The following is a 13,314-nucleotide window of genomic DNA, read 5'->3' as shown; positions in this document are numbered from 1 at the left end:
CACATGTCCGTTGGTCTGCTGGCTGTCGTGGACGACATCCTGACCGCGGCGCTGCGAGCGTCGGCGAAGTCAGCGGGTGTCGTCATCGACGACGCCGCCGTCACTCCGCAGTACGTGCAGGGCATCACGCCGGCGCGCGAGCTGCCGGTCGTCGGCAAGATCGCCCTCGGGTCGATCGCGAACAAGTTCCTCATCATCATCCCGCTGGCGCTCTTGCTGACCGCCTTCGCGCCGGCGGTGCTGCCGTTCCTCCTCATCCTCGGAGGCTGCTTCCTCTGCTACGAGGGGGCCGAGAAGGTGCTGGAGTGGTTCGGTGTGCACCACGGCGCGGCCGACGACGGACCGCGCGACGAGAAGAAGCTCGTGCTCGGAGCCGTCCGCACCGATCTGATCCTCTCGGCTGAGATCATGCTGATCTCGCTGTCGAACATCGACGACGGTCTCGACATCTGGCAGACGCTCGCCGTGCTCGCCGTGATCGCGCTGCTGATGACCGGGATCGTCTACGGCGCGGTCGCGCTCCTGGTGAAGATCGACGATGTGGGCCTTCGGATGGCCAAGAGCCCGTCGCGCCGCGTCCGCCACACCGGAACGCGCATCGTCCGATCGATGCCCGCCGTGTTCCGCGTCATCAGCGTCATCGGCACGGTCGCGATGCTGTGGGTGGGCGGGCATCTCGTGCTGCAGAACCTCGGGGAGGTCGGCCTGGGAGCGAGCCTCGAGCTGCTCCACGGCGTCGAACACCTGCTGCATCCGCTCGGCGCCGTCGTGGCGTGGACGGGCGAGACACTGGTGTCGGCGATCGCCGGCCTGCTGGTGGGGCTCGCGATCGTCGGCGTGATCGCCGTGATCCGGCGCCTCCGCTCCGGCGGTCACCGGGCGGAGGGCGCCGGAGCTCACTGATCAGTCGTCGCGGGAGGTCGCATCGTCGATTCGGCTCTCCTCCTGCTCGACCGGGTCCTCGGCGAGGTCCGGGACGATCGAGGTGTCGTCCCGATCGGTGCGCTGCGCGGCCGGGTCGGCGATGGGCTGGTGTCGGTCGTTCGTCGCGTCGGTCATGGGGCGAGTCCACCGCGTGCGGCGACGCTCGTCACGCCGGTTGACAGCGCCCTCTCGGCTCGGAACGTTCGTGGTCCGGGGCGCCGCGTCAAGACTCGTGTGACGGCGGGGCCCGGTGCGTACGCTGGCGCGGTGATGGACGGACGGAACCGAGCCGCTGCGGGCGGCTCGCGAGCGCGCGGACGCGACGAGACCGTCGACGGCCTGCGCTTCCGCGTCTGGAGCACGGCGCGCTCGAGCGGCATGAGCTACGTGCTCCTCCACGGGGTCGGGATGTCGCATCGCTCCTATCGCGACCTCCACGGCGTCCTCGCGACGTCGGGCGCGGTGCACAGCATCGACCTGCCCGGCTTCGCCGGCTTGCCGGCCCCGGTCGACGACGTCCCGGTGGAGCGGATGGCGGATGCGCTCGCTGCGGTCATCGCCTCGCTCACCGATGCGCCCGTCGTCCTCGTCGGTCACTCCATGGGCGCGCAGTGGGCGGTCGAGATCGCGCGACGCCGGCCGGCGGCGGTCGCCGGCCTCGCGCTGATCGGCCCGGTCGCGGATGATCGTCATCGCACACTGCGCGCGCAGGGCACAGCCCTCGCCCGCGACGGGTTCCGCGAACCGCCGCGCGTGAACGCCCGGGTCTTCGCCGACTACCTCCGCTCGCGCAAGCGTTGGTTCCTCGCGCAGGTCGGATGCATGCTCGCCTACCCGACGGAGGAGCGGCTGGCGGATGCTGCCGTGCCCGTGCTGCTGGTACGCGGCGGTCGCGACCCGATCGCCGGAGACGCATGGCTCGCGCGCCTGGCCGGGCGCGCCCACCGGGCGAGCGTCGTCGTCGTGCCCGGACACGGACACCACGTCGAGCGCACGGCGCCGGAGGCCGTCGCCCAGGCGATCCTCGAGCACCTCGTCGGCGCCGGCAGCAGGCGGCCGTGATGCCGCATCCGATCCGGAACGCGCTCTGGTGGGTCGCCGACTACGCCTACGCCGTCACCTGGCAGGTGCGCGCGTTCTTCTCGCGCACCGGACCGGCGTCGTTCGGCGCGGGGGAGCGGCAGCCGATCGTGGTGCTGCCCGGCATCTACGAGACCTGGCGGTTCATGCAGCCGCTCATCACCGAGCTGCACGAGCGCGGGCATCCGGTGCACGTCGTCACCGCGCTCGGCCGCAACCGCTGGCCCGTGCCGCGCGGCGCACGGCACGTCGCCGACTACCTGCGCGAGCAGGATCTGCGCGACGTCATCCTCGTCGCCCACAGCAAGGGCGGTCTCGTCGGCAAGCAAGTGATGACGGATGCCGAACTGGCACCGCGCGTGCGCGGGATGGTCGCCGTCGCGAGTCCGTTCGGAGGCTCGTTCTACGGGCGCCTCATGCTCCTGCCGTCGCTCCGCGCCTTCTCACCCGGCGCGCCGATCATCCGGGCGCTCACCCGGGAGCTGGTGCCCAACGAGCGGATCGTCTCGGTCTATGGCCGGTTCGATCCGCACATCCCGGGTGGCAGCGAGCTCGCGGGTGCGCGGAACGTGCGCCTCGACACCGGCGGTCACTTCCGCATCCTCGCCCACCCCCGCGTCGTCGCCGAAGTAGAGCGGGTGACGGAGTGATCGCGCGATCGTTCAGCGCAGGCCGCTCATCCGATCCCACTCGAGCGATTTGAACTGCAGGAACGTGCACAGGCTTCCGGCGAGAGCGACCTCGGACGCGAGTCCGATCATCTCGTAGGGACTCAGCGCCAGGTCGTTCTCACGCGCGGTGAGCGTCGCCTCCCAGCGCGGTTCGTCGAAGCCGACCGGCTGCATGTAGATGTCGGCGGGCGCGTGGGTGAGATGGAGGATGACGAGGCCGGTGTCCGATCCGTCGGAGCCGTCCTGGATGGCGACCTTCACGGACAACCGCTCGTTCGGCCCCTGATCGAAGAATTCGGCGACCCAGGTCTCCAGGAGCGTCTTCGAGCGCACCGGAACGCGGGGCAGGTCATCACTCATCTCGCCCATCATCGCACGGCATCCGATTCGCTCGATGCGCATTCCCGCCGCGCCGCGCGGGGGAGGATGGTTAGCCGACGCGGCTCGGGTGTGACGAAGCCCCCGTGCCGATGGCGCGGGGGCTTCGTCACGCGAGGATCAGACGCCGAAGTACAGCTCGTACTCGTAGGGGTGAGGGCGGGCGTTGATCGGCTGGATCTCATTCTCGATCTTGTACTCGATCCAGGTTTCGATCAGCTCGGGTGTGAAGACACCGCCGGCCAGCAGGAACTCGTGGTCGTTGCGCAGCGCCTCGAGGGAGTCGAGCAGCGAGTTCGGAACCTGCGGGATGTTCTTGGCCTCCTCGGGCGGCAGCTCGTAGAGGTCCTTATCGACGGGCTCGTGCGGCTCGATGCGGTTCTTGATGCCGTCGAGGCCCGCCATCATCTGTGCGGCGAAGGCGAGGTACGGGTTTCCCGAGGCGTCCGGTGCGCGGAACTCGATGCGCTTGGCCTTGGGGTTGGTGCCCGTGATCGGGATGCGGATCGCAGCCGAGCGGTTGCCGGCCGAGTAGACCAGGTTCACCGGCGCCTCGTAGCCCTTGACCAGACGCTTGTAGGAGTTGAGCGTCGGGTTGGTGAACGCGAGCACGGCCGGGGCGTGCTTGAGCAGGCCGCCGATGTACCAGCGGGCGAGGTCCGACAGACCGCCGTAGCCCTGCTCGTCGTAGAAGAGCGGCTCGCCGTTCAGCCACAGCGACTGGTGGGTGTGCATGCCCGAGCCGTTGTCGCCGAACAGGGGCTTGGGCATGAAGGTCGCGACCTTGCCCCACTCCTCGGCCGTGTTCTTGACGATGTACTTGAACTTCAGGATGTCGTCCGCCGAGTGCACCATGGTGTCGAAGCGGTAGTTGATCTCCTGCTGGCCACCGGTACCGACCTCGTGGTGGGCGCGCTCGAGCACGAGGCCCGACTCGATGAGCTTCAGCGAGATGTCGTCGCGGAGATCGGCGGTCTTGTCGACCGGCGAGACGGGGAAGTAGCCGCCCTTGTACGGGGTCTTGTTGGCGAGGTTTCCGCCCTCTTCGACACGGCCGGTGTTCCAGGCGCCCTCTTCGGAGTCGACGGCGAAGAAGCTCGAGTTCTGCTTCACCTCGTAGCGGACGTCGTCGAAGATGTAGAACTCCGCCTCGGGTGCGAAGAACGCGGTGTCGGCGATGCCGGTCGAGGCGAGGTACTTCTCGGCCTTCTTGGCGACCTGACGCGGATCCTTCGCGTAGATCTCGCCGTTGCGCGGGTTGTAGATGTCGAAGATCATGATGAGCGTCTTCGCCTCGCGGAACGGGTCCACATACGCCGTGGAGACATCCGGGATCAGCTGCATGTCCGACTCGTGGATGTTCGCGAAGCCGCGGATCGATGAGCCGTCGAAGAGCTGGCCGACCGTGAAGAACTCCTCGTCGACGGTCGAGGCCGGGATGTTGAAGTGCTGCTGGACACCGGGGAGATCCGTGAAACGGATGTCGAGGAACTTGACGTCCTCGTCCTGGATGAACTTGAGCACCTCGGAAGAATCTTTGAACATGGAGTCTCCAAGATCGGGTGAGGAACAGCCTGGAATCGATCCAGACCTCTTCGAACCTATCGGCATCCAGTTGCTCGGCAGTATCCCGGATGTTTCCGGGATGTTACGCGAGCGGCCCCGTTTAGGCTGGAGGAGTGTCCGATCAGGCCTTCGTCAACAGCTATCCGGGTGAGCGTCTCGGAAGGCCCGAGAGGGGGCCGGGAAGCATCGGACGCCTCGGCCGTCGCGCCGGAGCACTGCTCATCGACTACGCCGCCGCCACGCTGATCGCGACGGCCTTTCTCGGCTACGACCAGTTCGCGCTGCCCGGCGAGGCCGGATGGACGCTCTTCGCGCCTCTCCTCGTCTTCGCCGCACTGCAGATCGTCTTCATCCCGTTCATCGGCGGCAGCCCGGGGCACCGCATCGTCGGGATGCGGCTCGAGCTCGAGACCGGGGGATGGGTGGGGCTCTGGCGTCCGATCGTCCGGACGCTGCTTCTCGTCCTCGTGATCCCCGCCGTCGTCTTCGACCCCGACCAGCGCGGGCTCCACGACAAGGCGGCCCGGACGATCCTCGTCCGGGCCTGACCTCGAGCGTTCGACGACGAGCGCGTGCGCTCGATCCGCCGGATTCAGCGCGGGCGCTGCGCGCGAGCCTTCATCGGGTCGACGCCCTTGGGGATCGGGAGGGACGTCACCGACTGCGACACCGATTCGATGCGCTTGATCACGGCCGCCATCGTCGTGCGGTCGATCGCCTTCGGAAGGGCCTTGATGGTCGGTGCGAGCTTCGCGATCGGGACGTCGTCGTCGCCGTGGCCGACGTACAGGACGTGGACGGGCACGCCCGAGGCGACGCGCTTGACCTTCGCGCGCTCGTCGTTGATCAGGCGGGTGAGTCGCCCGCGGGCGCCCTCCCCGATGATGACGACGCCGCCGCGACCGACAGCGCGGTAGACGGCCTCCTGCGTCTTCGGGTTCACACCGACGGGCATCTCGGATGCCTGCCAGCGCCGACCGAGATTGGTGGAGATGATGTGGCCGGTGGCGCCCGGCATCCCGTCGATACGCTTGTACATCGCGCGCGTGGCGAGGCGCGTCATCGTCATCATCGCGCCCAGGATGCCGACGAGCAGACCCGTGAAGCCCCAGAGGATGACGCTCCAGATGGCGCCGGGTGGGATGAGGAAGCCGACCAGGACCCCGATGCCGATGCCCGCGACCAGGATTCCGGCGAGCGCCCACGGCAGCCAGCCGTAGTACTCCTTCGTGAACGTGAAGAGGGAGCGGAGCTGCGAGAAGAAACCGGGCCGCTTCTCGGGGGCGGTGCTGCGGGACGACATGCCTCCAGCCTACCTTTCACCGCCCCGCGGCGACGTCTGCACAGATGCGCTTGCCCCGCGGCTCTCCGCCGACGCCGGACGCGGCGCGCGCGGCGCCCGCGCACCGTCCGACGATGAGCAGATGCACACCGCCATCGCCGCTCCCGCGCTCGCTCTGCGAGCCGTCGCTCCTCCGGAGGTTCCCTTCCCCGGCGTGCTCTCGGCCACGCATCCGGTTCGCTACCGCGTGATCGCCGGCGACGCCCCGGCCGTCGTGGCGATCGCGTCGGCCGGCGGCCACGTCCTCGCCGCGGAAGACGTCGACGACGTCGACGGCTCCGCCGTTCTCGTGCTGCCGCCGCTCCGCGGACGGCTCGCATATGCGCCCGGTGTCGCGCTCGACGACGCGGGCGTCGCGGTCACCCTCCTGGTCAGCGTGCTGCGGGGAGTTCGCGAGGCGGACCGCTGGGGCATCGCTGTCGGCGAGTGGTGGGTGACGGACGACGGACGGCCGGTGCTCGTTCCGCGGGGAGAAGAGAGCGTCGAGACGGTCTCACGTCGTCTCGTCGCTCCGCTCGTCGACTCGGCGGCGTGCGGCGAGGTCGTGGCGGATGCGCTCGGCCGCCTCGTCGAGGGTGAGCTGGACGATCGGACGCTCGCCGAGCTCGAGGAGCGCCTGTTCGCCATCGCGGCACCGGAGCCGCTGCCCGCGACCGCGGCCGCGACCGCGACCGACACGGGGGCTGCGGCGCCGGGACACGGACACGTCGATCGTCGTCGCGGAGAGCCGTCGACCACCACCCGCCGCACGGAGCGTGTCCGCCGGGGGAGCGGCCACGGGGTGACGCCGGCCGATCCCGGCAGAGCACTCGCGCACGGTGTCGGAGCGCTGGTGGCACGGGGATGGGATCACGACCTCGGCCGTCGTGCGGCCGAGTCGTCGGACATCGTGCTCCGCGCCCTCCGGCGTGCGTCGGCGGCGCGCCGCTTCGCAGCCTCCCGCTCCGCCGCGCGGCGCCCGGCGGGCCGGCCACGGCGCCGGATGCGGCTCGCCGTCACGGCCGTCGCCGCGATGGGGGTGACGGTGGCGCTCGGTGTGGCGGTCACCACCGAGCCGACCGCGGGCGCGGGTGAGGCGGCGCCGCCGGTCGTCACGACGGAGGCGGCCCCGTTGGAGGACCCACCGGTCGAGCGCGTCCCGCCCGGTGTCCCGGCGGCCGAGCGCGGCCCGACGACGGATGCCGGCATCGACCCCGCGGTGGGGACCGACCTCGACCCCGCGGCGGGGGCGCATCGTGCGATCGCGGAGCTGTCGCGCTGCCACGCTGCCGAGGAGGCGGCCTGCCGAGCGCGGATCCTCGAACGTCCGGATGCAGTGATCCCGCCGGGGCTGGTGACCGATGGCGATCAGTGGGTCGTGACCCTCCTCGACGACCTCGGCGGCGTCACGGTCGTCCGCGTCGAAGACGCCGAGGGCGTCCGGCCGCCGCAGATCGTCGTCCTCGTCGATCACGACGGAAAACGGCTGGTCCGCGACGTGTACGACGTCGCGGACCAGCCGTGAAGGGCGTCAGCCGGTCAGTAGCCGAGCTGCCCCTCGAACTGCGCGGCCTCGAGGCGGGCCTTCATAGCGCTCAGGAAGCGAGCCGCGTCGGCGCCGTCGATCGTGCGGTGGTCGTACGACAGGGCGAGGTAGACGTACGAGCGCACCGAGATCGCGTCCTTGCCGTCGACGGTCACGACACCGGGGCGCTTGTAGACGATTCCGGTGCCGAGGATCGCGGACTGCGGCAGGAACACGACCGGGGTGTCGAACAGCGCGCCGCGCGAACCCGTGTTGGTGATCGTGAAGGTGCCGCCGGCCAGCTCGTCGGGCTTCAGCTTGTTGTCGCGCGTGCGGGCCGCGAGGTCGGCGATGTCCTGGGCGATCTGGGCGAGGTTCTTGTCGCCCGCGTCGCGCAGCACGGGCGTGAGGAGCCCCCGCTCGGTGTCGACGGCGATCGAGATGTTCTCGGTCGCCGGGTACACGATCTCTTCGCCGTCGACCGTCGAGTTGACGATCGGGAAGGCCTGGAGCGCCTCGGCGGCCGCGAGCGCGAAGAACGGCAGGAACGACAGCTTCGCTCCGGTCTTCTCGTTGAACTCGACCTTGGTCTTGTCGCGGAGCACCGACAGCTTGGTCACGTCGACCTCGACGACGGTCGTGAGCTGAGCGGTCTGCTGCATCGACTCGACGGCGCGCTTGGCGAGCACCTTGCGCAGGCGCGACATCGGCGCGCGCGTTCCGCGGAGCTCGGAGACTTCGACCGGGGCGGGCGCGGCTGCCTTCTCGGCGGGCGCCGCTGCTGCCGACGACGATGCCGCCTCGGCGGCCTTCAGCACGTCCTCCTTGCGGATGCGTCCGCCGACGCCGCTGCCGGTGATCGTCGACAGGTCGACGCCCTGCTGCTGGGCGAGGCGACGCACGAGCGGCGTCACGTACGTCACGCCGTCGTTGCCGGCCGGAGCCGACTCCTCTGCGGCGGGCGCAGCCTGCGCGGCCGGGGCGGACTCCTGCGGAGCCGGGGCCGCCGGGGCGGCCTCCTGCTCGGGAGCCGACTCCGGTGCGGCGGGGGCGGACTCCTGCGGAGCCGGGGCCTCCGGCGCCTCCGCGGCGGGGGCGGGCTCGGCCGGGGCCTCTGCGGGAGCCGCGGCCGGGGCGCCGGAGCCGATGCGCGCGAGCGCGGAGCCGACCTCGACGGTCTCGTCCTCCTGGACGAGGATCTCGACGAGCGTGCCGGCGAAGGGCGCGGGGATCTCGGTGTCGACCTTGTCGGTCGAGATCTCGAGGAGCGGCTCATCGACGGCGACGTCGTCGCCGACCTGCTTGAGCCAGCGCGTGACGGTTCCCTCGGTCACGCTCTCGCCGAGCTCGGGGAGCACGACGTCCTTCGCGTCTCCGGATGCCGCCGGCGCACTCTGCTGGGGGGCCTCGGCCGCCGGGGCCTGCTCCGCGGGCGCTGCCGCGGCCGGAGCCTCGGCTGCGGGAGCTGCGCTCTCTTCGGCGGGAGCCTCCTGGGCGGGAGCGTCATCGGCCGGGGCGCCGGAGCCGTCGCCGATCTTCGCGAGGATGGCGCCGACCTCGACGGTCTCGTCCTCCTGCACGAGGATCTCCTCGATGACACCGCCCACGGGCGACGGGATCTCGGTGTCCACCTTGTCGGTCGAGATCTCCAGCAGGCCCTCGTCGGCCTCGATGGTGTCACCGACCTTCTTGAGCCAGCGGGTGACCGTTCCCTCGGTGACGCTCTCTCCGAGCGCGGGGAGGACCACGGAAGTGCTCATGAATCTGTCTCCTTCAAGAAATGCCGATGTCTGTTTAGCTTACTGATTCGCATCGGGTGACCGGTCAGAGCGCGTGGAGGGGTTTTCCCGCCAGCGCCAGGAATGCCTCGCCGAGAGCTTCGCTCTGCGTCGGGTGGGCGTGGATGAACGGGGCGATGTCCTCGGGGTGGGCCTCCCAGCCCACGGCGAGCTGCCCCTCGGTGATGAGCTCGCCGACGCGGTCGCCGACGAGGTGGACGCCCAGGATCGGACCGTCGACGCGGCGGACGACTTTGACGAGTCCGGCCGTGCCGATGATCTCGCTCTTGCCGTTGCCGGCGAGGTTGTACTCGGCGACGGCCACGGCCTCGCCGTGCTCGGCGCGCGCCTGCGCCTCGGTCAGGCCGACCGAGGCGACCTCCGGGCTGCTGTAGGTGACCTTCGGCACGAGGGCATCGGGCACGATCGTCGGATGCAGCCCGGCGATCTCCTCCGCCACGAAGATCCCCTGCTGGAAGCTGCGGTGCGCGAGCTGCAGGCCCGGAACGACGTCCCCTACGGCCCACACGTTCTCGCGCGTCGTGCGGAGGCGCTCGTCGACCCGGACGAAGCCGCGGTCGAGCTCGACGCCGGCTGCCTCGAACCCGAGGTCCGCGGTCGCCGGGCCGCGACCCACGGCGACGAGGAGGACGTCGGCCTCGAGGGCGGTGCCGTCCTCGAGGCCGACCGTGACGCCGTCGGCAGTCCGCGTGGCGCCCGCGAACCGCACGTCGGTGCGTGAGACAATGCCGCGCTTTCGGAACGCGCGCTCGAGCGCCTTGCTTATGGCGGCATCCTCTGCCGGAACGAGCCGATCGAGCGCTTCGACGATCGTGACCTCGGCCCCGAAGGAGCGCCAGATGCTGGCGAACTCGACGCCGATCACCCCGCCGCCGAGGATCACCGCGCGGCGGGGGACCTCCGGCAGGCTCAGGGCCTGGTCGCTCGTGACGATCCGGTCGTCGAGCGTCAGCCCCGGCAGCACGCGGCTGTACGATCCGGTCGCGATGACGACGTTCCGCGCGCGGTAGACGTCATCGCCGACCGGCACGGTGCCGTCGGCGTCGAGGCGCCCGGCACCACGCACGATCTCGATCTTCCGCGCGGCGAGGAGTCCCTCGAGGCCGCGGTGCTTCTTCGTGACGATGCCGTCGCGGTAGGCGTGCACGGCCGCGATGTCGATGCCCTCGAAGCTGGCCGAGACCCCGACGGCGCCGGAGTCGCGCACGTTGTCGGCGACCTCGGCGGAGTGGAGCAGGGCCTTCGTCGGGATGCAGCCGCGGTGCAGACAGGTGCCGCCGACCTTGTCCTTCTCGATCAAGACGACGCGAGAGCCGAGCTCGGCGGCACGCAGGGCGGCGGCATAACCTCCGCTGCCGCCTCCGAGGACGACGAGATCGGTGTCGACGAGCACGCTCAGGCCTCCCCGCGGATGAACTCGACGAGCGAGCGCACGGTCGCGCCGGTGGGACCCTTGTCGGTGGCGCCGAACGCCGCCTTCGTGGTTCCCGATCCCGCGATGTCGAGGTGCACCCAGGGGATCCGGGACGCCGTGTCGTCATCGTCGCGACGACCGACGAAGCGCTGGAGGAAGAGTCCCGCGAAGAGCGACCCGCCCGAGGGGTCGCCGATCTTCGCATTCTGCATGTCCGCGATCGGCGAGTCGAGCTCATCCGCCATGTGGGCGGGCAGCGGCAGGTGCCAGGCCGGCTCGCCGGCCTTCTCGGCGGCGGCCAGGTAGCGGGCGACGGCCTCGTCGTCGCCCATGACGCCGGTGTGCCGGTGACCGAGCGCGACGATGATGGCGCCGGTGAGGGTCGCGACGTCCACGAGCACGTCGGGACGGGTGCGGCTGGCCGCGACGAGACCGTCGGCGAGGACGAGCCGGCCCTCGGCATCCGTGTTGAGGACCTCGACGGTCGTCCCGTCGAGCATCCGCAGCACATCGCCCGGCCGGGTCGCCCGGCCCGAGGGCATGTTGTCGGCGAGGCAGAGCCACGCCGAGACGCGCACCGGCAGCTCGAGGGATGCCGCGGCGAACACGGCGGCGAGGGTCGTGGCCGCGCCGGCCATGTCGTACTTCATGCCGACCATGCTCGCCGCGGGCTTGAGCGAGAGGCCGCCGGTATCGAAGGTGATGCCCTTGCCGACGAGCGCCACGTGCCGCCCCGCGCCGGCCGGCGCATAGTCCAGGCGCACGACACGCGGGGGGCGATCCGACCCCTGGCCGACTCCGAGCACGCCCCCGAAGCCCTGCGCTGCGAGCTCGTCCTCGTCGAGCACCTCGACCTCGACGGGGAGGCCGGCGACGGCCTCGGTCGCGCGTTCGGCGGCATCGGCGGGGGAGAGCCATTCGGCGGGGATGCTGACGAGGTCCTTCACCAGGGCGACGGCGGCGCCGATCGCTCGGACTGCCGCCATCTCCGCGGCCGGCACCTCGAGGTCGGCGTGGATCGTGACCCGCTCGGCGCGGGGCTTCGGAGCCTCGCTCTTGTACCCGGCGAACCGGTAGCCGCCGAGCACGGCGCCTTCGGCTGCGGCGGCCCACAGCGCGGCGGGTGCCAGCGGGGCGGACACCGCCAGGCTGGCGAAGCCGGTCGTCGATCGGACGGCGGCGCCCACGGCGTCGCGGATGGCGCTCTCATCGGGTGCGGCGCCGCTGCCCGCGACGATGACGGGGACGGAGGCGATCGCCGGGAGGAAGACACGCGAGACCGAACCTCGCGCACCGGTGAATCCCACGGCCGTCAGCATCTCGGCGATGCCCGGCCAATCGTCGGGCGGGGAGACGTCGTCCCCGAGAGGCGGGAGGACCAGGACCAGGGCATCGGCGGGGGACTCGGTGATCGGAGCGCGGGTGTGCGCGATCTCGGGGAACGGCATCCCTCCATCCTAGGTTCGTCACGTTCGCTGTCAGCGAGGGCTCGCGCGCGCCCCGCCCCGACACGGCCTCGTAGAGTTGGCGTATGCCTCTGTCCGGACCGTTGTACGCACGCGCCGAGGGCTCGCCCCCCGTGCCGACCGGCCTGCCGCTCGTCATCGCGCTGACCGGCTTCACCGACGCGGGCGGCGCGGTCTCGCGCATGGTCGAGTACTTCCGCGACGAGTTGGACCCGTCGACGGTCGTGAGCTTCGACAACGACGTCCTGTTCGACTACCGCGCCCGCCGGCCCGTCATCACCTTCGACGAGGACCACCTGACCGACCTGCGGCCGCCCCGGCTCGAGCTCGCGCTCGCGCACGATTCGCTCGGGCAGCCGTTCGTGCTCCTGTCGGGTTACGAGCCGGACTTCGCATGGGAGGCGTTCGCCGAGACGGTGATCGGCCTGGCCGAGGGGATGCAGGTGGCCTCGGTGACGTGGGTGCACGCCATCCCCATGCCGGTGCCGCACACCCGCCCCATCGGCACGACGGTCAGCGGCACCCGGAAGGATCTGACGGCGGCGCACTCGGTCTGGAAGCCGCGGACGCAGATCCCCGCGACGGCGGGACACCTCCTGGAGCTGCGGCTCGCCGCCACCGATGCGCGCGTCGCGGGTTTCGCGCTCCTCGTCCCGCACTACCTCGGCGATACCGAGTACCCGGGCGCGGCGATCGCCGGCCTCGACAGCCTGAGCGTCGCCACGGGACTCGTCTTCGACAGCGACATCCTCCGCGGTGAGAACCGCGACTACCTGCAGAAGGTGCAGGACCAGGTCACCGCGAGCGACGAGCTGACGACGATGCTGCACACGCTCGAGGAGCGGTACGACTCCTATATGGCCGGGGCCGGCCTCGGGCAGCCCATCATCCACACCGGGGATCTTCCGAGCGCGGACGAGCTGGCGGCGGAGCTGGAGCGTTTCCTCGCGTCGCGGCCTCCCGGCGACGACGACAAGTGGGGTCGTTGAGGCGGGGAATGGGCGATCGGCGGTCGGCGTTCTCATAGGGGGGAGCTCTTGCGCCGGGGTAGCGCAGGAGATATGAGACAATGAAGGACCTGACCCGTTGTCGATCCATCCGCACCTCGCTCGTCGAGGGGCACGAGGACTTGACAAGGGTCTTACTAGTGTCCGAGAACCCGATGCGATC

At 70.7% G+C, this 13,314-nt stretch carries 13 protein-coding genes; 6 read left to right on the top strand and 7 right to left on the bottom strand.

What is annotated here, in order from left to right:
* The first annotated feature begins 3 nt into the window (after positions 1 to 3).
* Positions 4 to 903 carry a DUF808 domain-containing protein gene (locus F6B42_RS08875; RefSeq protein ID WP_150419229.1) on the top strand — a complete coding sequence of 300 codons (900 nt, stop codon included), beginning with the start codon at positions 4 to 6 and terminating at the stop codon, positions 901 to 903.
* Here F6B42_RS08875 and F6B42_RS14815 read toward each other — a convergent pair whose 3' ends face one another.
* Positions 904 to 1,059, bottom strand: coding sequence for a hypothetical protein (locus F6B42_RS14815; RefSeq protein WP_191089318.1), 156 nt, complete (start codon positions 1,057 to 1,059; stop codon positions 904 to 906).
* Between the two features lie 135 nt (positions 1,060 to 1,194).
* Here F6B42_RS14815 and F6B42_RS08870 point away from each other — a divergent pair, with 135 nt between their 5' ends.
* Together F6B42_RS08870 and F6B42_RS08865 are read left to right on the top strand one after the other, a co-directional pair.
* On the top strand, positions 1,195 to 1,986 hold the full coding sequence (locus F6B42_RS08870; RefSeq protein ID WP_150419228.1) for an alpha/beta fold hydrolase: 792 nt from the start codon (positions 1,195 to 1,197) through the stop codon (positions 1,984 to 1,986).
* Positions 1,986 to 2,654, top strand: a complete 669-nt coding sequence (locus tag F6B42_RS08865; protein WP_150419227.1) for an esterase/lipase family protein — start codon at positions 1,986 to 1,988, stop codon at positions 2,652 to 2,654. The genes F6B42_RS08870 and F6B42_RS08865 overlap by 1 nt, the downstream gene beginning before the upstream one ends.
* Before the next feature lie 12 nt (positions 2,655 to 2,666).
* Here the strand turns inward: F6B42_RS08865 and F6B42_RS08860 are convergent, their stop codons facing one another.
* Together F6B42_RS08860 and glnA are read right to left on the bottom strand one after the other, a co-directional pair.
* The gene (locus F6B42_RS08860) at positions 2,667 to 3,035 is read right to left on the bottom strand and encodes a hypothetical protein (protein WP_150419226.1); all 369 of its coding nucleotides are present in this window, start codon (positions 3,033 to 3,035) and stop codon (positions 2,667 to 2,669) included.
* Positions 3,036 to 3,173: 138 nt separating this feature from the next.
* Positions 3,174 to 4,598, bottom strand: coding sequence for a type I glutamate--ammonia ligase (gene glnA / locus F6B42_RS08855; RefSeq protein WP_150419225.1), 1,425 nt, complete (start codon positions 4,596 to 4,598; stop codon positions 3,174 to 3,176).
* A gap of 134 nt (positions 4,599 to 4,732) precedes the next feature.
* On the opposite strand from glnA, the gene F6B42_RS08850 reads away from it, so the two are divergent.
* On the top strand, positions 4,733 to 5,167 hold the full coding sequence (locus tag F6B42_RS08850; protein WP_150419224.1) for an RDD family protein: 435 nt from the start codon (positions 4,733 to 4,735) through the stop codon (positions 5,165 to 5,167).
* 44 nt (positions 5,168 to 5,211) lie between these two features.
* On the opposite strand, the gene F6B42_RS08845 is transcribed toward F6B42_RS08850, so the two are convergent.
* Positions 5,212 to 5,922: a DUF4191 domain-containing protein gene (locus F6B42_RS08845; RefSeq protein WP_150419223.1), complete on the bottom strand. Its 711-nt coding sequence runs from the start codon at positions 5,920 to 5,922 to the stop codon at positions 5,212 to 5,214.
* Between the two features lie 121 nt (positions 5,923 to 6,043).
* Between F6B42_RS08845 and F6B42_RS08840 the strand changes: the two genes are divergently transcribed.
* Positions 6,044 to 7,465, top strand: coding sequence for a hypothetical protein (locus F6B42_RS08840; protein ID WP_150419222.1), 1,422 nt, complete (start codon positions 6,044 to 6,046; stop codon positions 7,463 to 7,465).
* A gap of 14 nt (positions 7,466 to 7,479) precedes the next feature.
* Here F6B42_RS08840 and sucB read toward each other — a convergent pair whose 3' ends face one another.
* From sucB to F6B42_RS08825, 3 genes are all read right to left on the bottom strand, one after another.
* Positions 7,480 to 9,225: a 2-oxoglutarate dehydrogenase, E2 component, dihydrolipoamide succinyltransferase gene (gene sucB / locus F6B42_RS08835; RefSeq protein WP_150419221.1), complete on the bottom strand. Its 1,746-nt coding sequence runs from the start codon at positions 9,223 to 9,225 to the stop codon at positions 7,480 to 7,482.
* Positions 9,226 to 9,289: 64 nt separating this feature from the next.
* Positions 9,290 to 10,657, bottom strand: coding sequence for a dihydrolipoyl dehydrogenase (gene lpdA / locus F6B42_RS08830; RefSeq protein WP_150419220.1), 1,368 nt, complete (start codon positions 10,655 to 10,657; stop codon positions 9,290 to 9,292).
* 2 nt (positions 10,658 to 10,659) lie between these two features.
* Positions 10,660 to 12,126 (bottom strand): leucyl aminopeptidase, encoded by a 1,467-nt coding sequence (locus F6B42_RS08825; RefSeq protein ID WP_150419219.1) that lies wholly within the window; start codon positions 12,124 to 12,126, stop codon positions 10,660 to 10,662.
* A gap of 83 nt (positions 12,127 to 12,209) precedes the next feature.
* On the opposite strand from F6B42_RS08825, the gene F6B42_RS08820 reads away from it, so the two are divergent.
* Positions 12,210 to 13,133 (top strand): proteasome assembly chaperone family protein, encoded by a 924-nt coding sequence (locus tag F6B42_RS08820; RefSeq protein WP_150419218.1) that lies wholly within the window; start codon positions 12,210 to 12,212, stop codon positions 13,131 to 13,133.
* Positions 13,134 to 13,314: the final 181 nt, after the last annotated feature.

The organism is Microbacterium radiodurans (assembly GCF_008710705.1).
Taxonomy (GTDB): domain Bacteria; phylum Actinomycetota; class Actinomycetes; order Actinomycetales; family Microbacteriaceae; genus Microbacterium; species Microbacterium radiodurans.
Note: the sequence above shows the minus strand (reverse complement) of the source record. Positions and strands in the feature narration are given on the sequence as shown.